Annotated in this window: 22 protein-coding genes and 2 tRNA genes; 16 read left to right on the forward strand and 8 right to left on the reverse strand. The window is 29.5% G+C overall.

What is annotated here, in order from left to right; translation table 11 throughout:
- Positions 1-18: 18 nt before the first annotated feature.
- Genes H3Z83_RS00985 through H3Z83_RS00995 form a run of 3 tightly spaced genes read left to right on the forward strand, consistent with a single transcriptional unit; the run spans position 19 to position 2,981 of the window.
- Positions 19-579, forward strand: a complete 561-nt coding sequence (locus H3Z83_RS00985) for a DUF4956 domain-containing protein (RefSeq protein ID WP_182123615.1) — start codon at positions 19-21, stop codon at positions 577-579.
- Positions 579-2,480, forward strand: a complete 1,902-nt coding sequence (locus H3Z83_RS00990) for a PEP/pyruvate-binding domain-containing protein (RefSeq protein WP_182123616.1) — start codon at positions 579-581, stop codon at positions 2,478-2,480. The genes H3Z83_RS00985 and H3Z83_RS00990 overlap by 1 nt, the downstream gene beginning before the upstream one ends.
- Before the next feature lie 3 nt (positions 2,481-2,483).
- Complete coding sequence (locus tag H3Z83_RS00995; RefSeq protein WP_182123617.1) at positions 2,484-2,981, forward strand: SixA phosphatase family protein; 498 nt, start codon at positions 2,484-2,486, stop codon at positions 2,979-2,981.
- 3 nt (positions 2,982-2,984) lie between these two features.
- Here the strand turns inward: H3Z83_RS00995 and H3Z83_RS01000 are convergent, their stop codons facing one another.
- Positions 2,985-3,707: a DUF6503 family protein gene (locus H3Z83_RS01000; RefSeq protein WP_182123618.1), complete on the reverse strand. Its 723-nt coding sequence runs from the start codon at positions 3,705-3,707 to the stop codon at positions 2,985-2,987.
- Between the two features lie 99 nt (positions 3,708-3,806).
- Here H3Z83_RS01000 and smpB point away from each other — a divergent pair, with 99 nt between their 5' ends.
- The 5 genes from smpB to H3Z83_RS01025 all read left to right on the forward strand — a co-directional run bounded on the left by smpB (position 3,807) and on the right by H3Z83_RS01025 (position 7,473).
- Positions 3,807-4,265, forward strand: a complete 459-nt coding sequence (smpB, locus tag H3Z83_RS01005; RefSeq protein ID WP_182123619.1) for an SsrA-binding protein SmpB — start codon at positions 3,807-3,809, stop codon at positions 4,263-4,265.
- Complete coding sequence (locus tag H3Z83_RS01010) at positions 4,265-5,158, forward strand: UbiA family prenyltransferase (RefSeq protein WP_182123620.1); 894 nt, start codon at positions 4,265-4,267, stop codon at positions 5,156-5,158. The genes smpB and H3Z83_RS01010 overlap by 1 nt, the downstream gene beginning before the upstream one ends.
- A complete protein-coding gene (locus H3Z83_RS01015; RefSeq protein ID WP_182123621.1) occupies positions 5,145-5,726 on the forward strand; it encodes a Maf family nucleotide pyrophosphatase in 582 nt (193 codons plus the stop codon). The genes H3Z83_RS01010 and H3Z83_RS01015 overlap by 14 nt, the downstream gene beginning before the upstream one ends.
- Before the next feature lie 53 nt (positions 5,727-5,779).
- Entirely contained in the window at positions 5,780-6,730 is a 951-nt protein-coding gene (locus H3Z83_RS01020; RefSeq protein WP_182123622.1) for a transketolase family protein, read from the forward strand.
- Positions 6,731-6,846: 116 nt separating this feature from the next.
- Positions 6,847-7,473 carry a porin family protein gene (locus H3Z83_RS01025; RefSeq protein WP_182123623.1) on the forward strand — a complete coding sequence of 209 codons (627 nt, stop codon included), beginning with the start codon at positions 6,847-6,849 and terminating at the stop codon, positions 7,471-7,473.
- Between the two features lie 67 nt (positions 7,474-7,540).
- On the opposite strand, the gene H3Z83_RS01030 is transcribed toward H3Z83_RS01025, so the two are convergent.
- Positions 7,541-8,419 (reverse strand): FKBP-type peptidyl-prolyl cis-trans isomerase, encoded by an 879-nt coding sequence (locus tag H3Z83_RS01030; RefSeq protein WP_182123624.1) that lies wholly within the window; start codon positions 8,417-8,419, stop codon positions 7,541-7,543.
- Positions 8,420-8,498: 79 nt separating this feature from the next.
- On the opposite strand from H3Z83_RS01030, the gene H3Z83_RS01035 reads away from it, so the two are divergent.
- Both H3Z83_RS01035 and H3Z83_RS01040 read left to right on the forward strand, forming a co-directional pair.
- Positions 8,499-8,888, forward strand: coding sequence for an RNA-binding S4 domain-containing protein (locus H3Z83_RS01035; RefSeq protein WP_182123625.1), 390 nt, complete (start codon positions 8,499-8,501; stop codon positions 8,886-8,888).
- A 26-nt stretch (positions 8,889-8,914) separates the two neighbouring features.
- Positions 8,915-9,418, forward strand: coding sequence for a phosphoribosyltransferase domain-containing protein (locus H3Z83_RS01040; protein ID WP_182123626.1), 504 nt, complete (start codon positions 8,915-8,917; stop codon positions 9,416-9,418).
- Here the strand turns inward: H3Z83_RS01040 and H3Z83_RS01045 are convergent.
- Positions 9,410-9,928, reverse strand: coding sequence for a shikimate kinase (locus H3Z83_RS01045; protein ID WP_182123627.1), 519 nt, complete (start codon positions 9,926-9,928; stop codon positions 9,410-9,412). The two genes, H3Z83_RS01040 and H3Z83_RS01045, sit on opposite strands and share 9 nt — an antisense overlap.
- A gap of 107 nt (positions 9,929-10,035) precedes the next feature.
- On the opposite strand from H3Z83_RS01045, the gene H3Z83_RS01050 reads away from it, so the two are divergent.
- From H3Z83_RS01050 to H3Z83_RS01075, 6 genes are all read left to right on the forward strand, one after another.
- Positions 10,036-10,108: transfer RNA gene (locus H3Z83_RS01050), tRNA-Lys, on the forward strand.
- A 40-nt stretch (positions 10,109-10,148) separates the two neighbouring features.
- Positions 10,149-10,232 (forward strand) — tRNA-Leu (locus H3Z83_RS01055).
- Positions 10,233-10,367: 135 nt separating this feature from the next.
- Positions 10,368-11,159, forward strand: coding sequence for a carboxypeptidase-like regulatory domain-containing protein (locus H3Z83_RS01060; protein ID WP_182123628.1), 792 nt, complete (start codon positions 10,368-10,370; stop codon positions 11,157-11,159).
- A gap of 99 nt (positions 11,160-11,258) precedes the next feature.
- Positions 11,259-14,924: a phosphoribosylformylglycinamidine synthase gene (gene purL, locus H3Z83_RS01065; protein WP_182123629.1), complete on the forward strand. Its 3,666-nt coding sequence runs from the start codon at positions 11,259-11,261 to the stop codon at positions 14,922-14,924.
- A gap of 206 nt (positions 14,925-15,130) precedes the next feature.
- The gene (locus H3Z83_RS01070) at positions 15,131-16,549 is read left to right on the forward strand and encodes a cytochrome P450 (RefSeq protein WP_182123630.1); all 1,419 of its coding nucleotides are present in this window, start codon (positions 15,131-15,133) and stop codon (positions 16,547-16,549) included.
- Between the two features lie 410 nt (positions 16,550-16,959).
- On the forward strand, positions 16,960-17,382 hold the full coding sequence (locus tag H3Z83_RS01075) for a helix-turn-helix domain-containing protein (RefSeq protein ID WP_182123631.1): 423 nt from the start codon (positions 16,960-16,962) through the stop codon (positions 17,380-17,382).
- A 271-nt stretch (positions 17,383-17,653) separates the two neighbouring features.
- Here H3Z83_RS01075 and fabG read toward each other — a convergent pair whose 3' ends face one another.
- From fabG to efp, 5 genes are all read right to left on the reverse strand, one after another.
- Positions 17,654-18,400, reverse strand: a complete 747-nt coding sequence (gene fabG, locus H3Z83_RS01080; RefSeq protein WP_182123632.1) for a 3-oxoacyl-[acyl-carrier-protein] reductase — start codon at positions 18,398-18,400, stop codon at positions 17,654-17,656.
- A gap of 94 nt (positions 18,401-18,494) precedes the next feature.
- Positions 18,495-21,464, reverse strand: a complete 2,970-nt coding sequence (locus tag H3Z83_RS01085; protein WP_182123633.1) for a M16 family metallopeptidase — start codon at positions 21,462-21,464, stop codon at positions 18,495-18,497.
- A gap of 105 nt (positions 21,465-21,569) precedes the next feature.
- Complete coding sequence (sucD, locus tag H3Z83_RS01090; RefSeq protein WP_182123634.1) at positions 21,570-22,442, reverse strand: succinate--CoA ligase subunit alpha; 873 nt, start codon at positions 22,440-22,442, stop codon at positions 21,570-21,572.
- 62 nt (positions 22,443-22,504) lie between these two features.
- A complete protein-coding gene (locus H3Z83_RS01095; RefSeq protein ID WP_182123635.1) occupies positions 22,505-23,431 on the reverse strand; it encodes a UDP-3-O-(3-hydroxymyristoyl)glucosamine N-acyltransferase in 927 nt (308 codons plus the stop codon).
- A gap of 37 nt (positions 23,432-23,468) precedes the next feature.
- Positions 23,469-24,035 (reverse strand): elongation factor P, encoded by a 567-nt coding sequence (gene efp, locus H3Z83_RS01100; protein WP_182123636.1) that lies wholly within the window; start codon positions 24,033-24,035, stop codon positions 23,469-23,471.
- Positions 24,036-24,043 lie beyond the last annotated feature (8 nt).

Consider the following 24,043-nt stretch of genomic DNA (forward strand, 5'->3'; position numbering starts at 1 on the left):
AAATAACACAACCAAACTATGAACGAATTTTTACTTAAATTGGTTATTAACATTATTATATCTGTTATAATAATTCGTTTTATCTACTACAAATCAACAAAAAACAGTGATTATGTCTTTACGTATTTTGTTATTGGTTTAATTGTTTTTTTACTGTGTTATTTACTTAAAAGCATAGAACTTCAATTAGGTTTTGCATTAGGGTTATTTGCTATTTTTGGGATTCTTCGTTATCGTACTTCTGCTATTAGCATTAAAGAGATGACTTATCTTTTTTCGATAATAGGCTTATCAATAATCAATTCATTAACAGAATGGTCTTATTATAAAGAGCTTTTAGTTTCTAATATTATAGTGATTGTTTTTATTGGAGTTTTAGAAAATATTTTCACCCATAAAAAACTAAAATCTACTACAATCACATATCCTAATTCAAATCAACTTAATTTAAAAAATCAAAGAGAATTAATAAAATCTATTGAGAATGATTTAAATGTTACTATTCAAAAAATTGACGTGAAGAAGATAGATTACCTTAATAACACTACGGATATAACGATACACTATTCCACAGCTTAATGAACTATAAACTTGTAATATTAGCTTTTTTATTATGCTCGCTTGGTGTAAACTCACAAAGCTATAAAAGTAGTTTAGCCTCCAAAGCTGATTTTGACAAACTATCATATAAACCTTTGTCTAATAAATACGGTATTGTTAAATCTTTAAAAGTTGTCTATGATTTAAAAAACAAAAAGCTTTATTACACTAATAGTGAACAATATAAATATCATTATGAATTTGTTATAAATTATTTAGGAATAACTCAAGAGCTTCAAAACTTCAACAACTATAACTATAATGAGGCTCATAAAAATAAACGCTATTTATTAGCTAATATAAATTACTACAATAACCTAAACACTTACACCTTAGAGCTCTCACCTGCTGATGAAATGAATATAAAAGACATTTCATTTTTATATAAAGAAATTAAAAGTACTTCTTATTTTAAAAAATTTAAGTTTTTTTTAAACACCTCAAGATTAGTCGCAGAAAAACAAAATTTAACTATACCCTTTATAACTGTAGATAAAATCTATGGAAATCAGATATATCAACCTATTTCATTAAATAAATCTTATGGAAAACTACGTTTTATCGATATTGATAATCTAAAAAATGAGAATATAATTAAAACAGATATTGTTGTTGTAAATAAACCAGTGTTAAGCTTACCTATTGTAAATGGGATTATAACAACTAGAATGCAAACTCCATTGAGCCATATTTCTGTTTTAGGAATTAACAGAAAAATTCCAGTAGCTACTTATAAAAAAGCATACACAAATAATCATCTTAAAAAGTTAAAGAATCAATATGTTTCATTTGAGGTAAAACTAGATACTTTTTACGTTAAACCTATTTCAGAAAAGAAATTTGAAAGAAAAACTAAACCCAAAAAGAAAAGGTTGAAAAACCTAAAAATAAGAGGAGATATTGACTCATTAATTTCAGGTAAATACCTAAATTATAAAATGATTGATATCGTTGGTGGTAAAGCAGCTAATTTTGGAGAATTATATAAACTTGCTCAAACAAATAATTTTAAAGTTCCTGAATGTTCATTTGCCATACCTTTCCATTATTATTTACAACACATTAAAAATCAAAACATTTACGAGTTAATAGACAAAACCATCAACGATTATAATACCAACAAAAATGATAGCCTTCTTTTTATCAATTTAAAAAACATTCGAAAGAAAATTAAAAAAGCTCCCATAAATACTTCCTTAATTACCAACACAAATAATAGAATTAGTAAAAATTGTGCATATAAAAGAATCCGATTTAGAAGTTCTACTAACGCAGAAGATATTATTGGTTTTAGTGGTGCTGGCTTATACACTTCGAAAACAGGTATTTTAAACGACACTAAAAAAACTTTTGAAAAAGCCATTAAAAAAGTATGGGCTAGTTTATGGAACAAAGAAGCATTTTTAGAAAGGGAATTATTTAATATAAATCAAAAAACTGTAGCAATGGGTATTTTAGCACATCGTTCTTTTCCTAATGAAATTGCTAACGGAGTCGCTATAACCAAAAATTTATATAGAAAAGATTTTTATGGAAATGTAATTAATATGCAGCTAGGAGAAGAACCTGTTGTGAATCCTAATAAAGATATTACGAGTGAGCAAATTTTGTGTTATGAAGGTGCTGATGTTGAGCTTTATAATAAAAAGAAAGCAATAGAAATAATAACTTATTCGAGCTTAAGTAAGAATAAATTAATACTTAATGATCAAGAGATTTTAAGTTTAGCAAAACAATTGAATGTTATAAAAAAGCACTTTTATAAAAAAGTATACAAAAGACGAAAATCCTTTCTTAATTTTGGTTTAGATATAGAATTTAAAATTGATGGAGACAATAGAGATTTATATATCAAACAAACCAGATACTTTAACGATTAGAAAATGAAATATTTTAAACTTTTTATACTATTATTCTTAGTAAGTTCATGTACTCAAAAAGAGACTGAAACAACTACTTACTATTTAATTCGTCATGCAGAAAAAGATAGGACTGATAAAACGAATAAAAATCCAGATTTAAATAATAAAGGATTAGAAAGAGCTAAAAAGTGGTCGGAAATATTAAAAAATGTAGAATTTGATATGATTTATTCCACTAACTATAATAGAACCCAACAAACGGCTAAACCAACTGCAGATAGTAATAACCTAGAAGTTTTATCATATAATCCAAATGATATGTATAATCTTAAGTTTCAAAAAGAAACTATAGGAAAAACAGTTTTAATAGTTGGGCATAGTAACACTACTCCATTTTTTGTCAATAAAATTTTAGAAAAAGAAAAACATCAACAAATAGATGATCGCAATAATGCTAACTTATATATTGTTAATGTTCAAAATGGTATAAAAACCGATATTCTATTAAAAATAGAGTAATATTTACTCTAGCTTAATATTTTCTAAAACAATTTCTGAAACTTTTTTAAGCTTTCCTTCTTCGTATAACTTATCAATAGTATAAAAATCTATCTCTTTGTTTAAAGGCTTGTAGTTATTGTAATCAACAAATCGAATTCCATCAATAAAATTCTCCTTTTTAACATCTCTAAAACGAATTCCTCCTCCGTTTGTATGATATTTATAGGCTAAATAATCTAGTTGAAAATTATCTTTAGCAAACCAATAAATAAACACGTCGTCAAAATCATCTCCTCCACCCTCTTCTGCAAAAGTTATTTGAATTTTAAAATATTCTTTTCCTTTTATTACTACTTCTCCAAGTAATTTTTTATAAACTGCATTATCGTTTAACCCAACAGGAAGAATAGAAAAATAATGTACCGAATTAACTGAGTTTCCATACCTATTTTGGTCTTTCTCAGACAATTCTACTAAACTATCATTTATAAATCGTTGAAATCCGTTATTTGATAGAATATCTTTTATTTTTATTGAATCTCTATCAATAAATCTTGTAAACTCATAATTTCCTTGACTCCTTTCAGCTTCATAATGATTTTTTCTAAAATCAAAAGACATCTTTGAGTTTAGGACTTTATTTAATTTCGAATGATTTATTGAATTGTCAACGATTTGCTGAGCTGTATATTCTGACTTGCAAGCCATAAATAATACTATTATTAGTAGAGAAAAATATCGCATAAAATTTGTTTGTTTTAGTCGTTTAATATTTCTCAAATTTACATTTCACAACACAAACTAAAGCTTTATATTTGTTAATATTATGTGAACCCCCAGAAGATGCAGAAAAACATTAACATCCAAAATAAAAAAGCTCGTTTCGAGTTTGAAATACTCGACAAATACACGGCTGGAATTCAATTAACTGGGACAGAAATAAAATCTATTCGTCAAAGTAAAGCTAGAATTACAGAGAGCTTTTGTGAGTTTAACGATCGCGGAGAGCTTTTTGTTGTTAATATGTATATTGAGGAATATGCTTTTGGAAATCACTACAATCATAAGCCAAAAAGTGAACGTCGTTTACTATTAAATAAGCGTGAATTAAAAAAGTTACATCGAGAAGTTGAAGCTAAAGGAAATACAATAGTTCCTTTGCGTTTATTTCTTAACGAAAATGGATGGGCTAAATTAGATATAGCTTTAGCAAGAGGAAAAAAGACGCATGACAAGCGTCAAACAATGAAAGATAGAGATAACAAAAAAGATTTAGCACGAATTAAAAAATCTTTCAATTAATGTTCGCTGTTTTTTTTAACATTATAAAATGGAAAAGACTTTTATATTTTTCATTTGTTTTATTTTTATTTAAGTACTGCTTTTTACATGGTTACGGTTTTAAAACTGCTCTTTCTTTTTTCGATTTAAGTCTTTTAACTCTTTCTTTTTCTTCATTATTTGCTTCTGGGCATTTAATTAATTACTCTTACCGGAAACATATTAAAAAAGTTTTTTCTGTAAAAAATTCTAAAATTGCAGCTTACACTTTAATGGCAACAGGTTTATGCTTTGGTATATTATTATCATTTAAAATCAATAAACCTTATTATAGTTTAATTTTTGTTTTTTTAGCCTTTATAGAATACATGTATTCTTTTAGTTTTTTTAAAAAGAACTTCTTCAATAACCTATTCAAATCTTTTTTAATTCCGTTTGCTTTAATTTGCCTTTTATGGTTTGATTCTCCTATAAATTTAAATTCTTCTCAGTGGGATTTATTCTTTCAGCTCGAGTTAACAGTAATTATATATGCTATAATTTCTTTTTTAAGCAATCTAGCTAAAGACTTACTAATGGATGTTAAAAATATTGATGAAGATAATTTTAAAAAGCATGAAACTATACCTATTTTATTAGGGAGAAAAAGAGCTAAAAACATAACTCTTTTATCATTAGTATTTTTATGTGTTATTGTATTTACTGTTGCTTTGATTTTTAGTCATAATAAATACATTTTCTATACTATTATTTTTCTAGGAACAGTTCCTGAACTATATCTTATATATCGTTTATTAAATTCATCTTCTTCTAAAGATTATGAATCTTTATATAAAATTGCAAACATTATCTATTTAATAGGAGTATTAAGTGTTCCTATTATTGCTTACTACTTTAAATATGTTATCGGATAAACTATCAAACTATAATATAATTCTTGCTTCTAAATCTCCTAGACGACAACAACTTTTAGCAGATTTAGATATCCCTTTTGAAGTTAAAACTAAAGAGGTTGAAGAAATTTATCCAAACGAACTTGAAGGTTCAGAAATAACTGATTTTTTAGCAGATTTAAAATCTAAACCTTTTATAAATGATTTATCTGAAAATGATCTTTTAATAACTTCTGACACTATTGTTTGGGCAAACAATAAAGCTTTAGGAAAACCTAAAGATTATACACAGGCCTTTAATATGCTTAAAGAACTATCTGATAATACTCATAAAGTTATAACTTCAATATGTATTACTGGTGAAAAATTTAAAAAAGTGATTAACGATACTACAATTGTTACATTTAAAGAATTAACCGATAATGAGATTGATTATTATATAAATACCTATAAACCTTTTGATAAAGCGGGGGCATATGGAATTCAAGAATGGATAGGTAAAATAGCAATTACTAAAATTGAAGGAAGTTATTTTAACGTCATGGGCTTTCCTGTTCATAAATTATATAAAGAATTAATAAAATTGTAGTTGTACATTTTTATAAAAGATTATTTTTGACACGTATTTACACAACATAACTGATGAAAAAATATACATATACAGAAAAGAAAGATACCCGATCTGGGTTTGGTGACGGTTTAACTGAACTAGGTAAAATAAATCCTAACGTAGTAGCATTATGTGCTGACTTAACAGGGTCGTTAAAAATGGGAGATTTTAAAAACAATCACCCTGAGCGTTTCTTTCAAATAGGAATTGCAGAAGCTAACATGATGGGGATTGCTGCTGGTTTAACCATTGGAGGTAAAATTCCTTTTACAGGAACTTTTGCTAACTTTTCTACTGGTAGAGTTTACGATCAAATTCGTCAATCTATTGCCTATTCTGATAAAAATGTAAAAATATGTGCATCTCACGCTGGTTTAACGCTTGGTGAAGATGGAGCTACACATCAAATACTAGAAGATATTGGATTGATGAAAATGCTACCTGGTATGACAGTTATTAATACTTGTGATTATAGTCAAACAAAAGCAGCTACTATTGCTATTGCTGATTATGAAGGACCTGTATATTTACGTTTTGGTAGGCCAAAAGTACCTGTTTTCATGACTGATGAGCCTTTTGAAATAGGTAAAGGAATTAAATTAACCGAAGGAGCTGATGTAACTATTGTAGCAACTGGTCATTTAGTATGGGAAGCTTTACAAGCTACTGAACAACTTGAGGCTAAAGGTATTTCTGCTGAAGTTATAAACATCCATACAATTAAACCTTTAGATGAAGACATCATATTAAAATCTGTAGCTAAAACTGGTTGTATTGTTACTGCTGAAGAACATAATAAATATGGAGGTTTAGGAGAAAGTGTTGCTCGTTGTTTAGCTACCAACAACCCTACTCCACAAGAGTTTGTTGCTGTAAACGATAGTTTTGGTGAATCTGCTACTCCAGCTGAATTAATGGAAAAATATGGTTTAAATGATAAAGCAATAATTAATGCTGTAGAGAAAGTAATTTCTAGAAAATAATTTTATTTTTCAATATTATAAGAAGCATCATTTTACAAGTTAAAATGATGTTTTTTAATTTTTACTCAATAATTTAATTAAAAATAAGTTTTAATAACACACTTAAATCAATAAACATGAAAAAAGTAATTTTAATAGTATTTCTATTTTTAGGAGGAATGCAATTAGCACAAAGTCAAATTCAATTTGGTATTAAAGGAGGTATAAACTATAACTCAGATTCTTTTCAAGACGTAAAAACTGATGTTCTTGAGGGTGCAAAAAGCAAAACAGGTTTTCATGCAGGTGTTTGGACTCGTATAAAAATTCCTGTTATAGGTTTATACTTAAGACCAGAATTAGTTTATACTCAATTAAGTAATAGTGCTACATTTTATCCAGAAGGGAAAAGTGTAAACGTAGCAAACAAAACGACAACTACTTTCGATTTTAAAAAAATTGATATTCCTGTTTTACTTGGTAAAAAGGTATTTAAAGTTGCACATATTTTTGCGGGTCCGTCATTTCAATACATTTTAAATTCAGATTTTGATATTAATGATTTAAAAGAAGTTGATTCTGAAGGTTTTTCACTAGGACTGCAGTTTGGTGCTGGAGTAGAATTAGGAAAATTAGGATTAGATGTACGTTGGGAAAGAGCACTATCTGATACTGAAATGAAATTTGTAGATAGTAATTCTTCTAATGTAAACTTTGATACTCGCGTTAATCAAATTATATTAGGTTTATCATATAGGTTTTAAACTAAATATTAAACCTAAAAAAACCGAAGTTTATAAACTTCGGTTTTTTTAAATCTAGAAAATATAATTATCTAATATTTCTATTTAAGTAATCTGGTAATGTTGGGTTATTAGGATCGCTAAAATCATTTCTTGGATCTCCATCTCCGTTTGCATCTTCATCTTTGGTTAATTTACCATCACCATCATCATCTGTATCCCTATAATTTGCAATTCTATCTTCATCTGTATCATCATTTCTAGGATCACCATCTTCATCAACATCTTCAAATATTGAAGGTACCCCGTCCTGGTCGTCATCTGTATTTTCTACAAAATCCCATAATTCAATATAAAATAATAAGTTTTCATTAGGTGCTATAGAACCATCTCTACTACCTAAATTTCTATAACCCAATCCAGAAGGTATAAAAATAATTCCTTTCCCTCCATTAACATAAGTGATTGGTCCATTATTTGTAACATTTTCACCTCCTTTAAAATGAACAAAACTATGAGTCCATCCTCTAATTACTCCACTTAAAGAAAACCAAGTTGTATTATTATCAAAATCAGGACTTAAACTGTCTTTTTTAATAATTCTTTGTCCTCTATATTTAGAGTAAACAGAGTCCATAACAGTAGGGTTCCCGTTTGGTGTAGGACTTACTGGAGTACCTACTCTATTTACATAATAATATAATGTATAATCTATATCATTTTCTTTAACTTCTTTAGTCACTAACTTTGGATCATCAAATAATGAAGTTTGACCATTATCAATTACTTTAACAGAATCTAAAGTAGCATTATAATAATTGTTCTTTAAAAAAGTAATTAAAGAATCTTTATCTTTCACCGCTTGAGCTTCGTGATCGAAATTAACTACAGAACCATTATCACTTCCACATGAATATAATAAAACACTAACTATAGCGAAATAAAAAATATGCTTAATTTTTATCATTTAATCTTGAAATTTTAACGCGCAATTTACCATTTTTATACCTTTGTAAAAAACGAAAAGATAAATTTTAACTTTTTATATGAGAATCGATAAATATTTATGGTGCATTCGTTTATTTAAAACGCGAAGTATAGCTACAGAAGCTTGTAAAAAAGGACATATTAAGATAGATGGTACTAATTTAAAACCTTCAAAAGAGATTTTTGGAAATGAAGAAATTACTGTTCGTAAAAACCAGATTAACTATAAAATAAAAGTTTTAGACATTCCTCCTAACCGAGTTGGAGCTAAATTAGTTGATTTATACCGAAAAGATTTAACTCCTAAAGAAGAATTTGAAAAAACAGAATTATTAAAATATTCTAAAGATTATTATCGCAAAAAAGGAACTGGAAGACCTACTAAAAAAGATCGACGTGATATAGACGATTATTATGAGGATTCTGATAAAAATGATGTTAATTTGTAATATCTTTCAAAAAAATAATAACAGATATGATTGCTTCTGATACTATTATACTTAACAACACAGAAATTGAACAAAAAACTCGTCGAATAGCGTTTCAAATATACGAAAGCAATAGTAACGAATCAGAAATAATTATTGCTGGTATTGCTGATAACGGTTATTTGTTTGCTGAAAAAATCGCTACAGTTTTATCACAAATATCTCCATTACAAATACAATTATGTAAAGTTTCTATAGATAAGAAGAATCCGATCAATTCTATCTCTACTTCTTTAGAAGTAGGACAATACGAAAACAAGTCATTAGTATTAGTTGATGATGTATTAAATTCAGGAACTACATTAATATATGGAGTAAAGCATTTTTTAAATGTTCCTTTAAAACGATTTAAAACAGCTGTTTTAGTGAATAGAAACCATAAAAAATATCCTGTTAAAGCTGACTTTAAAGGAATTTCTTTATCTACATCTATCAAAGAACATATTACAGTTCATTTTGATAAAAAAGAAACTATTGCTTACTTAACATAGTAGTTCATATATTTCTGTTATAGTCTCTTCTACAGTTTTATTATCGCTACCAACAATTATAACCGATTGATTGTAATAAAAGCTTCTTTCAAATAAATGTTTGGCTATATATTCTGGTATATCAGTATTTTTTAACTCTGCTACCAACGGTCTTTTAGATTTTTCATTTATCAATCGATCAACCAAAGTAGGAATTTTCAACCTTAAATAAATAGATCTTACTGATTTATTCTCGTTAATTAGATGCATATTTCCTGCATAACAAGGTGTCCCTCCTCCTAGTGCCAAAATAAAATCATCTTCTAAATTTAAAAGCTCTTTTAAATAGAAATGCTCTTTTTTTCTGAAATAAATCTCTCCGTTTATTTTAAAGATATCAGAAATTGATTTTCCTTCTTTCTTTTCAATATAATCATCTAAATCAATGAAACGAAGTTCCATTTTTTTTGCTAATAATCTCCCAATTGTAGATTTTCCACTGGCCATATAACCCACCAAAACTATTTTCATAAACTAATAATTAAGCAATTACAAATATGAGTAAAAATTTTATAAAAAAACCTTTTCTCATTTAAAGAACAGTTGTATATTTGCAACCGCTTTCACAAAGAAGCAATGACCGGGTAGCTCAGTTGGTAGAGCATCTCCCTTTTAAGGAGAGGGTCCTGGGTTCGAGCCCCAGCCCGGTCACTATAAAAAGTTAAGCTTCTGCTTAACTTTTTTAGTTTTAGCACATATGGCGGAATTGGTAGACGCGCAGGCTTGAGGGGCTTGTGTTCGTAAGAACGTGCAAGTTCGACTCTTGTTATGTGCACTCATTAATTATCAAGCGCCTATTCTTTTAGAGCGCTTTTTTTGTATAAAATATTTACGGAATAGTATTTGCATTTCATAAGCAATTTCACAGTTTATTAACTTGTTTCGTTCTAATAATTCTTATTATTGCATTATGCAGAAAACATACTTACCCCTACTAGTACTTTTATTTATATCTTTTATTGGTTTTTCTCAAAATCAAAAACTAAAAGGTCAAATTATTCACGCAGAAACTAAAAAACCTTTAAGTGCTGCTCATATATTGAATTTAAATACTGTTACTGGTACCATTACTAACGAAAAAGGGCTATTTGAATTAACCTCAAAAGCTAATGATACAGTTTTAGTATCCTTTCTTGGATTCTCTTCTATCAAGCTAAAAGTTACAAACGATCTTTTAAAAGGAAATGAAGTTGTTATTTCTTTAGAGGAAAAACCTGAAGAAGTAAAAGAAGTTGTTATTAAATCTACCAAGTTAATTGGTGTTTTAGAAGTAGATGTTAAGCAAGTACCTAAAGACCGTTTTACAAGAATTCATATTAATGGATTACCACAAACCTATGAAATTGGTAAACCTCAAAAAATATCATCTCCTATAGCTAAACTCTTAAATCCAGTTGATTTAGTTTATAATCTCTTTGGGAACAAACCAAAACAGCTCAAGAAGCTAAAAAAACTAAAAAAAGAAGATGACTTGCGTAAAATGCTAGCCGGTAAATTTGATAGAGAAGTAATGATGGAGTATCTAGAGATGGATAAACAGGAGTTAACCAAATTACTTTCTGACTGTAATTACTCTGAATACTTTATCAAAAAAGCAAGTGATTTACAGCTAATTGAAGCAGTACTTAACTGCTATGAAAATTATAAAGCTTTACAAAAAGGGAAAATAGAACGAGATAGAATTCCAGCGAATAGAAATTAAAATAAAAAGTAGCAAATTTTGCTGCTTTTTTTATGCTTTTATTTCATTTTAAAAAACTAAATTTACGCTCTTAAAACAACACACAAACACAACAACATAATGATTCATTTCTTCGGAAACCAAAACAGTAAAGTTTTTGCTGTTCAAGCAACAAAAGAATTATCTACTGAAACAATTTCTAAGTTATCTTGGTTATTTGGCAACCAATCTAAAATAAACACGGCGTCTCTTGACGCCTTTTTTATTGGCCCAAGAGCAGCTATGATAACTCCTTGGAGTACGAACGCAGTAGAAATTACACAAAACATGGGGATTTCTGATATTATCAGAATTGAAGAATTTGAAGCTGTAAATGCTGATTTTTCTGATTTTGACCCTATGATTTCTCAGAAATTTAATGGTTTAAATCAAGATACTTTTACAATTGATATTCAACCTGAACCTATTATAGAGATTGATGATATTAATGCATACAATCAACAAGAAGGATTAGCATTAAACACTGAAGAAGTTGAATATTTAGAAAGTGTAGCAGTAAAAATAGGAAGAAAATTAACGGATTCTGAGGTTTTTGGATTCTCTCAAGTAAATTCTGAACATTGTCGTCATAAAATATTTAACGGTACATTTATCATTGATGGAGAAGAAATGCCTACTTCTTTATTCAAGTTGATTAAAGAAACGTCAAAACAACATCCTAACGATATTGTTTCTGCATATAAAGATAATGTTGCCTTTGTAAAAGGACCAAAAGTGGAACAGTTTGCACCTAAAAGTGCAGATAAGCCAGATTTTTATGAAACAACAGACTACGAATCTGTTATTTCTTTAAAAGCGGAAACACATAACTTCCCTACTACGGTAGAACCTTTCAATGGAGCAGCAACAGGGTCAGGAGGAGAAATCAGAGATAGATTAGCTGGAGGAAAAGGTTCTTTACCTTTAGCTGGAACAGCTGTTTATATGACTTCGTATTCTCGATTAGAAGAAAACCGTCCTTGGGAACAAGGAATGGATGAACGCAAGTGGTTATACCAAACTCCAATGGATATTTTAATTAAAGCTTCTAACGGAGCTTCTGATTTTGGAAATAAATTTGGACAACCTTTAATTTGTGGCTCTGTATTAACTTTTGAGCATGAAGAGGAAGCTAGAAAATTAGGCTTTGATAAAGTAATTATGCAAGCTGGAGGTATTGGCTATGGTAAAAATGAACAAGCTTTAAAAGATACTCCAAAAGAAGGTGATAAAATTGTAATTCTTGGTGGAGAAAACTATCGTATTGGTATGGGAGGTGCAGCAGTTTCTTCAGCTGACACCGGTGAATTTGCTTCAGGAATTGAATTAAATGCTGTACAACGTTCTAACCCAGAAATGCAAAAACGTGCTGCCAATGCAGTTCGTGGTATGGTAGAAAGTAAAGAAAACTTTATTGTTTCTATACACGATCATGGTGCAGGCGGACATTTAAATTGTTTATCTGAATTAGTGGAAGATACTGGTGGTAAAATTGATTTAGACAAATTACCTGTTGGAGACCCTACCTTATCTAATAAAGAAATTATTGGTAACGAATCTCAAGAACGTATGGGATTGGTTATTGCTGAAAAACATATTGAAACATTAAATAAAATTGCTGACCGTGAACGTTCTCCAATGTACACTGTTGGTAATGTAACAGGCGATCATCGTTTTACTTTTGAATCTGAATCTAACGGAAATAAACCGATGGATTTAGCTTTAGAAGATATGTTTGGTAGTTCACCTAAAACAATTATGAATGACAAAATTGTAGTTCGTAATTATGAAGAAGTAAATTATTCAAAAGAAAATTTCACCAACTACCTAGAACAAGTTTTACAGCTAGAGGCTGTTGCTTGTAAAGATTGGTTAACTAATAAAGTAGACCGATGTGTTGGTGGTAAAGTAGCAAAACAACAATGTGTTGGTCCATTACAAATTCCACTGAACAATGTTGGGGTTATGGCATTAGATTATAAAGGTAAAGAAGGAGTTGCGACCTCTATTGGACACTCTCCTATTTCTGGTTTAATAAATCCAGAAGCAGGAAGTAAAAACTCTATTGCTGAAGCTTTAACTAATATTGTTTGGGCACCATTAAAAGACGGTTTACAATCGGTATCATTATCAGCAAACTGGATGTGGCCTTGTAAAAATGAAGGAGAAGATGCTCGTTTGTATAAAGCTGTTAAAGCTATTTCTGACTTTGCAATTGATTTAGGAATCAATGTTCCAACTGGGAAAGACTCTTTGTCAATGAAGCAAAAGTACCCTAATGAAGAAGTTATTTCCCCAGGTACTGTAGTAATCTCAGCAGCAGCCAACTGCAATGATATAACTAAAGTAATAGAACCGGTTTTAAAACCAAATAATGGAAGCATTTACTATATCAATTTATCGCAAGATAAGTTTAAGTTAGGAGGAAGTTCTTTTGCTCAAATTGTAAATAAAATAGGAAACACTACTCCTACTATTACTAATAACGACTTCTTTAAATCTGCTTTCAATGTAATTCAAAATCTAATTAAGGAAGATAAGATTGTTGCAGGTCATGATGTAGCTTCAGGAGGATTGATTACGACTTTATTAGAATTATGTTTTGCTGATGTAAATGTAGGAGCTGATGTTGATTTATCTCAAATCAATGAAAATGATAGTATCAAATTATTATTTGCTGAGAATTCAGGAATTGTATTCCAGGCTGATGCTTCCGTAGAAAATATCTTATCAGAAAATAATATTCAATTCTTTACTATTGGTACAGCTAATAATTCTGAAAAAATAACTATCAAAAACAATGAAGACAATTTCTCTTTTGATGTTGCTGAAATGAGAGATGTATGGTATAAAACTTCCTATTTATTAGATAATAAACAAACAGCAAACGGTTTAGCTAAAGATAGATTCGATAACTATAAAGTTCAACCTTTAAAATATACCTTTCCTACTAACTTTACTGGTAAGTTAAAAGATACGGTTGGTAGTGTAAGTAAAAGACCTAAAGCAGCCATTATTCGTGAAAAAGGTTCAAATTCTGAACGAGAAATGGCTAACGCTATGTATCTGGCAGGTTTTCATGTCAAAGATGTTCATATGACGGATTTAATTTCTGGTCGTGAAACTCTAGAAGATATTCAGTTTATTGGTGCTGTTGGTGGTTTCTCTAATTCTGATGTATTAGGTTCTGCTAAAGGATGGGCTGGTGCATTTTTATACAATGAAAAAGCCAATACAGCTTTAAAGAATTTCTTTAATAGGAAAGACACTTTATCTGTAGGTATTTGTAATGGTGCTCAATTATGGATGGAATTAGATTTAATTAACCCTGATCATAAAGTACACGGTAAGTTAGTTCATAACGATTCTAAGAAGCATGAAAGTTCATTTACCTCTGTCAAAGTACAAGAAAACAACTCTGTAATGCTATCATCATTAGCAGGAACAGAATTGGGTGTTTGGATTTCTCATGGTGAAGGAAAATTTGATTTACCTGAAGCTGAAGAAAATTATGATATAGTTGCTAAATATGGATATGAAGGCTACCCCAATAATCCAAATGGTTCTGATTATAATACAGCAATGTTATGTGACAAAACTGGTCGTCATTTAGTAACGATGCCACATATAGAGCGTTCTACTTTCCAATGGAACTGGGCTAATTATCCTGATGGTAGAAAAGATGAAGTTTCTCCTTGGTTAGAAGCTTTTGTAAATGCTCGTAAATGGGTAGAAAACGTTAAATAATTACTAAGTGTAACAAATGTTACATTCAATTATATGAATATTTATTAATTTAGTATTATAACTATTCTTAGTATAGAATTGAAGGGCTATATTAAAAATACTAAAGTTAGAAGGACACATTTTTAATGTGTCCTTTCTTTTTTTGCTATATATAAATAAGTGTCAAAAACTTTACATTATATTGTTACCTTATTATATATAAGGATATGAATACACCCGATACTACTCTAATTTCATTAAAAGATTTAAAAACTCCTAAAGGAAGTTTTCTTTCAGGAAATTTAAATGACTTTAAGAAGAAGAATAAACATCGTATTCTTGAAGAGTGGGTTAAGGAGTATGGCGAACTTTTTACTATAAAATTAGGTCCTATAAAAGCTTTAGTTTCAGCAAATCCGGATATTAACAACACTATTTTAAAACAGCGTCCTGAAAAATTCAGGCGACTTTCTAAAATCAATGAAGTCTTTATTGAAATGGGCTTTCATACAGTTTTTAATGCTGAAGGAGAACATTGGAAAAAACAACGTAAACCCGTTGCTGAAGCTTTAAATGTTAGAAAAGTTAAAGGCTACTACCCTATTATTAAAGAAAAAACTTCAAATTTAATTTCAAAAATTAACGGCTATAGTAATTCTAATAAAGATTCAATTGAAATAATTAATGACTTTATTGCTTTTACAATTGATGTTACTACCGAAATAGCTTTTGGTTATAAATTAAATACAATACATAATAAGGAAGATAGTTTTCAAAATCATTTAGAATTAATTTTTCCAATGATTAATGAAAGGATTACAGCCCCGATACCAATGTGGCGTATTCTACCAAATAAAAGAGATAAAAAATTAAAAGAATCTCTTAAATCTATTGAAGTTATTATTTATCAATTTATTAAAGAAGCTAAGCAACGTTTAATTGAAAACCCCGAATTAAAAGAAAATCCTTCCAACTTTTTAGAAGCTTTATTAGTTGAAAGCGAAAAAGAGGATACTGTGTTTGATGAGAAAACATTATACGGAAATGTTATTGCAATGCTTTTAGCGGGTGAAGACACTACTTCAAATACTTTATCTTGGACTCTTTACTACTTAGCACAACATCCTAAAATAGTTGATAAAATTAGAAAAGAGTCTATTAATTGTTATTCAGGTAATGTTGCTGACGAACATAATCAGTTAGTTAATTTAAAATATACTAATGCTGTAATTCAAGAAGCCATTAGACTTAAACCTACTACTCCAATATTATTTTTTCAAGCTAATGAAGATACTGTAATAAATAATTTATCTATCCCTAAAGACACTAGAATCATTTTACAGAATAGCCACGCATCAATGCAAGACAATAATTTCTCTAATGCTAAACAATTTAATCCTAATCGTTGGATAACTTCAGAGTGTCCATATAAAAACCACAATCCAAAAGTTATCAAAGCTTTTGGTGGAGGTTCTAGACTTTGTCCTGGAATGTATTTATCTATGATTGAAATGACAACTGTAATTTCTAGTATATGTAAACAGTTTGATTTAAATCTTTCTGTAAATCCTTCTAAGGTTGAAGAAAATTTTGCTTTTACCGTATTTCCTGAAAATTTATTAGTTAAGTTTACAAAAGTAAACTAACATTATACATTAAATTGTAACTACACATTGTTTTTAGCCGTATAAAACATCTAATTTATACATAAAAAGGTAAAATATATCCTTATAATTAAACTTTTAGCTTATAAAGAGTTGTTTACACTACTAAATCAGCTATAAATACAAATGTAAACACTATTTATTACTTAAAAAATCAGTTACATTTGTAAAAACCAATTGTTTCTTAATCTAACCTAAAAGAATAAGCTTTTTCTATTAAAACCACTTAAACAATTGTTTATTAGTTATTTAAGTGTTATCATCTCTAGCTCTTATTGGTGTTATTTCGGCTTTTTTTGAAAATAATTGCAATTTTATTTGTTTACAATTATAAAAACACATATCTTTACAATCGTAAACAGCAATTATCTGTTTACATATATAAACAACAAATGATTGAACGTTTAAAAACAATATTAGATTATTACAATTTATCTGCTTCAAGTTTCGCTGATATAATTGATGTACCAAGATCAAGTATTTCTCACCTGCTCTCTGGAAGAAATAAACCGAGTTTAGATTTTATAATTAAAGTTGAGAAAGCTTTTGATGAAATTGAATTGAATTGGTTAGTGTATGGTAAAGGAAGTTTTCCTAAAAGTGCCCTACCTCAAATAAATGAAGATTCTATAAAAAAAGACAAACCTTCATTGTTTTCTGAAAATAACGCATTTGAACAAATACCCGAAAAAAAATCAAATACGCGATTGTCAGAGACTCCTAAAAAAAAGGAAGAATCGGCTCATTTTAAAGAAATTAAAAATATTGTGGTTCTTTATGAAGATGGAACCTTTCAAGATTATAATAAAAGATAAATAAAAATGATTCCCTAAAACCCCTAACCCCTCTTTAATAAGGTATAAAATTCAAAAACCCCTTATTATTTGTTCCCCCGGCAAGTATTTGAATTTTATAATTTATTAAAAAACTAAACTCCCCTAGCTTTTCCCCTAAAGTTATGTTTAGTAATTGTCCCCCAGACAAACCCCTCATGCTTGCCCTTACAAGCACAAAACCTCTTAAGTAAAAAAAGTCTGTATCAAAATTTTGATACAGACTTTTTTATATAATTTATGTTTTGAAATACTATGTTAACATTCCTCCGTCTACAGATAAAGTTTGTCCTGTTACATAAGCACTCATATCAGATGCTAAAAACACACAAGCATTTGCAATATCTTTAGGAGTTCCTCCTCTTTTTAAAGGAATTTCGTTTCTCCATCCTTCAACAACTTTTTCATCTAATTTAGCTGTCATTTCAGTTTCAATAAATCCTGGAGCAACAACGTTACTACGGATATTTCGAGAACCTAATTCTAAGGCAACAGATTTTGAGAATCCTAAAATACCAGCTTTTGATGCTGCGTAATTTGCTTGACCAGCATTACCTTTTAATCCAACAACAGAACTCATATTGATAATAGATCCTGCTCTTTGTTTCATCATCGGACGAATTACAGCTTTTGTTAAATTAAAAACTGATTTTAAATTTACTTCGATTACTTTATCAAAATCATCTTCAGAAATACGCATTAATAAATTATCTTTAGTAATACCTGCGTTGTTTACTAATACATCGATTGTACCGAATTCAGTTAAAACATTTTTTGCCAATTCTTGAGCTGCATCAAAATCAGCAGCGTTAGATTGATATCCTTTTGCTTTTACTCCTAAATCTTTCAATTCATTTTCTAAAGCCGTTGCAGCATCTACAGATGAACTGAAAGTAAATGCAACATTACATCCTTGATTTGCGAACTCTAATGCAATTCCTCTACCAATTCCACGAGTGGCTCCAGTAATAATTGCTGTTTTATTTTCTAAAAGTTTCATTTATTAGTTGTTTTAATGGGTCAAATATAAAAAGAAAATCCCGCTAAAAATTAATCTTTAGCAGGATTTTAATATGATTTATAATTAAATCAACTTATGATTTAATCTTCTTTTTATCTACATAGTTAAATAAGTAATCAACATCTAGCTCTTTAATCTTACCTAACTTTTGTAAAGATTTTACATTTAAATCTTTCTTATTACCAATAACCATTACGTTATATGACTCTCCTTTTACGTTTTTATCGAAAAACGATTTTAAATCTTCGATAGTCATATCTTTAATAGTATTGTACATTGCTTCTCTATTGTCATTATCAATTCCTAATTTCTTTAATCTTTCGTAAGACCAAAAGATATTAGATTTTGTAATTCTTTGAGCAGCTAACTTTTTTAATGTTGCATTTTTAGCGGCATTAAATTGCTTTTCTGCTTCTGGCATGTTATTCATTAACTCCATCATAGCATCTACAGCCTGCTCTAATTTATTAGCCTGAGTACCAACATATGCCATAACATAATTTGGATCGTCTTTTTTTCTTGCATTACTATAAGATGCAAATGCAGAATATGCTAAAGATTTACTCTCTCTAATTTCTTGGAATACAATTGAAGATAATCCGCTACCAAAATAAGTATTGAATAATGTTGAAGCTGCTAAGTTTTCTGGTTTAAAAGGCTCTCCTTTTGCTAAAAATAACATTTCAGTTTGCACCATATCGTAATCAGTAAAGAAAACATTACCTCCTGTTTCAGACTCTGTATATTTTTTAGCAGCAGGATAATCTTTAAACTCTCCATAAACTTTATGAGATTTATTTAAAGCAGCTACAGCCGCATCAACATCTTTACCGTAGTAAAAAATACGTTGCTTATAGTTTTTAAGTCCCTTAATTACGTTAACTAAATCTGTTGGATCTATTGCTTTTAATTCATCAACTTGAAAAATATCTCTTAATGGTGAATTCTCTCCATACTTTCCATAGTTCATTAAACCTCCCCAAAGAATATTTCCTTTTTGAGTTTTACCATCTTGACGTCCTTTATAAATTTTTTCTACATACTTATCGTAAGCTTCTTGGTCTGCTTTTGCATTGTCCCATAAATCTTCTAATAATTCAAGTCCTTTAGGTAAATTTTCTTTTAAACCTCTTAAACCTACATATGTTTTATCATCTTGAGCACTAACATAATAATCTACTCCTAACTTATAAAACTCTTTTTTAATTTCTTCAGCAGAATATTTATCAGTTCCAATATATTCAAGATAACCAGCAGCTAAACTTAACTTCTTGTCATTATCTTTACCCATATCGAAAATAATGTTCAAATCAAATAAATCATTATTTTCATTTAAAACATAAGAAACTTTAATATCATTATCTGTTTTAGTTTCTTTAATTGCAGTTTTATAGTCTACAAATTTTGGTTGTAATGGCTCAGATTTTACTTTATTAAAAGCTGTAATAAATTCAGAACTCTTATCTCTATTTAACTTAACTGGAGTAATTCCTGGGTTTGATACTTTAACAATATTCTTATCTTCTCCCTTACGCTTATAAGTAACAACGTAATTATCTTGGTAAAACTTGTTTGCAAAGTCCACTAATTCTTGCTTAGATACTTTCTTTAGATCATCTAAAAATTTCACTTTATCTGCCCAGTTTTCATGGTGAATAAATGCATTAAAGTAAGCACCAGCTAAAGCAGTATTGTTTTCATATTGACGTGTTTGACTTAACTTTAAATCATTAACTACAGCCTCAATCATCCACTCATCAAACTCACCTTTCTTTAACTTTTCAATTTGCTCTAATAATAATGCTTTTACTTCGTCTAAAGTTTGACCTGATTTTGGACTACCAGTAAATGAATGGTAACCATAATCATTTAAAAATGTTGGTGAACAACTAGCTCTCTGAACTGCTTGTTTTTGATTTAAATTTAAATCAATTAAACCTGCATTACCATTAGCCATAATCATATCAACTAATGTAACTAACTTTTCATCTTTAGTATTTACTCCTCCAGATCTGAATGCAATAGAGATTGATTCAGAAGTTGGTCCAAAAACTTCTTTAATAATTGGTTGAGTTATTGGATCTTCTTTTGGTAATACTGGATGTTCTAATTCTTTCTTTTCAAATTTTCCAAAAGTTTCATTTACTTTTTTAATGGTAGCATCAAAATCTAAATCTCCAACTAAAACTACTGCCATATTATTAGGCACATAATATTTGTCGAAATAATTATTGATATCAATCATTGAAGGATTCTTTAAATGCTGTGCCGTACCAATAGTAGACTGCTGTCCGTAAGGATGTTTAGGAAATAAACCATCTAACATTGCTGCATAACGCTTACGCCAATCATTATCCTGACCTCTATTAAATTCTTCAAAAACAGCTTCTAATTCTGTATGAAATAAACGTAAAACTAACGTACTAAAACGCTCAGATTCTAAATCTAACCATTTGTTTAATTCGTTAGCAGGTATTTTATTTTTATATACTGTTTCTTCAAACCAAGTATGTGCATTTGTACCTGTTGCTCCTAAAGAAGCAGTCATTTTATCATACTCATTCGCAACAGAATAGTTAGATGCTTCTAAAGAAACTTTATCAATTTCTTTATAAAGTGCTAATTTTTTATCTGCATCTTCTTCTGTTCTATGCTGTTCATATAAATCAGAAATTTTCTTTAAATATTCTTTTTCTTTCTCCCAATCAGCAGTACCAATTTTATGAGTTCCTTTAAAAACCATGTGCTCTAAATAGTGCGCTAATCCTGTTGATTCTTTTGGGTCATAGTTTGAACCTGCACGAACTGCAATATAAGTTTGAATTTTAGGTTCATCAGTGTTTTTACTTAAGTATACTTTTAAACCATTGTCTAAAGTATACAAACGTAATCCTGTTGGGTCGTTTGTAACAGTTTCGTATTTAAAACCGTTTGCACTTGTGTGCTCTTCTGTTTTTACTTCATTATTTGAAGTTGTACTTTTTTTACAACTAACAACAGAAATAAATAACAAGCTAAGTAATAGCAATTTAAATGTTTTCATTCTTTTTTGGGTTTGATTAAATTAAAAAATCCGTTGAATTTACAAATTCAACGGATTCTAAAGAAATATATTTTATTCTTTTAACAGTTTTTTATCATAAAAAAACTAAGCTAAAACTTTTGCTACCATTTCCCCAATTTTAGCTGGAGAACTCACTACGTGCACTCCGTTTTCTGCTAAAATTTTCATTTTTGCTTGTGCTGTATCATCTGCTCCACCTACAATTGCTCCGGCGTGCCCCATTGTACGACCAGCTGGTGCAGTTTGACCTGCGATAAAACCAACAACTGGCTTACGGTTACCATCAGCTTTAATCCATTGAGCAGCTTCTGCTTCTAAGTTACCTCCGATTTCACCAATCATAACGATTGCTTCAGTATCCTCATCATTCATTAATAACTCAACAGCTTCTTTAGTAGTTGTTCCAATGATTGGATCTCCACCAATACCGATAGCTGTAGTAACTCCAAATCCTTGTTTTACAACTTGATCAGCAGCTTCATAAGTTAAAGTACCTGATTTAGAAACGATACCTACTTTTCCCTTTTTGAAGATAAATCCTGGCATAATACCAACTTTAGCTTCATCAGGAGTAATAACTCCTGGGCAGTTAGGACCTACTAAAGTACAATCTAATTGATCGATATAAGCTTTTACTTTTACCATATCAGCAGTAGGAATTCCTTCAGTAATACAAATAATTACTTTGATTCCTGCTTCTGCAGATTCCATAATAGCATCAGCAGCAAAAGCTGGTGGTACAAAAATAATAGAAGTATCTGCTCCTACTTTTTGTACAGCTTCATCAACTGTATTAAAAACTGGTTTACCTAAATGCTCTTGCCCTCCTTTACCTGGAGTAACACCACCAACAACGTTGGTACCATAATCAATCATTTGACCAGCGTGGAAAGTTCCTTCGCTACCAGTAAAACCTTGTACAATAATTTTTGAATCTTTATTTACTAAAACACTCATGGGTTTTTATTTTAATTTTTGCATCACAAAAGTAATCGTTTGATATTGATTTGTGAAAATTTTTATTTGTTTTTTTGCTCTTTTAAAAATCGTTTGATTCCTGCTATTTCTTTTAGCTTTTCTCTCGACTCTGAAATTGGAGTTCCGAAGTAGGTTTTTCCACCTTCTACAGACTTTGTTACTCCTGTTTGTCCAAGTATAACAGCTTTTTTCCCAATGGTTATTCCGCTGTTTGTTCCTACTTGCCCCCAAATAGTTACTTCATCTTCAATAATAACACAACCTGCAATACCTGTCTGCGAAGCGATTAAACACTTTCTACCAATAACAGTATCATGACCTACATGAACTTGGTTGTCTATTTTTGTTCCTGCTCCAATAGTTGTATCTCCAGTTACTCCTTTATCAATCGTACAAGATGCTCCTAAATCTACATTATCTTCTAAAATAACTCTTCCTCCAGAAATTAATTTATCAAATCCTTCTAGTCTGTTTTTATAGTAAAAAGCATCAGCTCCTAAAACAGTATTTGCATGAATAGTTACATTATTACCTATAACTGAATTACTATAAATTGTAACGTTTGGGTGGATAACACAATTCTTTCCTATAATAACATTATCTCCAATAAACACATTGGGTTGAATAATTGTTCCTTCTCCAATAATAGCAGATTCAGAAATACTTGCTTTTGAAGCTATAAATGGATTGAAATGTTTTGTTATTTTATTAAAATCACGAAAAGGATCATCAGAAATCAATAAAGCTTTTCCTTCTGGACAATCAACTTTTTTATTAATTAAAACTGTTGTTGCTGCAGAGTTTAAGGCTTTATCGTAATACTTAGGATGATCAACAAAAACAATATCTCCTGCTTCAACTACATGTATTTCGTTAATACCTGTAATTGAAAAATTTTTATCACCAACAAAATCTACATCCAATAATGTAGCTATCTGTTGTAAAGTTTGTGCTTGTTTAAATTTCATTTAAAAAAAGAAATTCCCGCTACTGCGGGAATAATGTTTATTCTTTTATACGCTCTTGGTAAGTACCTTTAGTCGTTTCAATTTTAATTTTATCACCTTCATTAATAAATAAAGGAACATTTACACGAGCTCCTGTTTCTACAGTTGCTGGTTTTGTTGCATTTGTAGCTGTATTACCTTTAACTCCTGGTTCTGTGTGCGTAACTTCTAATATTACACTTGTTGGCATCTCTACAGATAGAGGCATCTCATCCTCTGAATTGATGATTATAGTAACGATCTCTCCTTCTTTCATTAATTCTGGAGCATCTAATGCATTTTTTTCCAATGTAATTTGAGAATAATCAACTTGATTCATGAAGTGAAACGTATCTCCTTCACTATATAAGTATTGAAATTTGTGAGTTTCAACTCTAACTGCATCAATTTTTCTTCCTGAAGGAAATGTATTATCTACAACCTTACCACTGGTAACACTTTTTAATTTTGTTCTTACAAAAGCAGGTCCCTTTCCTGGTTTAACATGTAAAAATTCAACAACTTTATAAATATCGTTGTTGTATCTCATGCATAATCCATTTTTTATATCTGATGTTGTTGCCATTTTTATTT

It is taken from the genome of Tenacibaculum pelagium (assembly GCF_014062345.1).
Lineage (GTDB): Bacteria > Bacteroidota > Bacteroidia > Flavobacteriales > Flavobacteriaceae > Polaribacter > Polaribacter pelagius.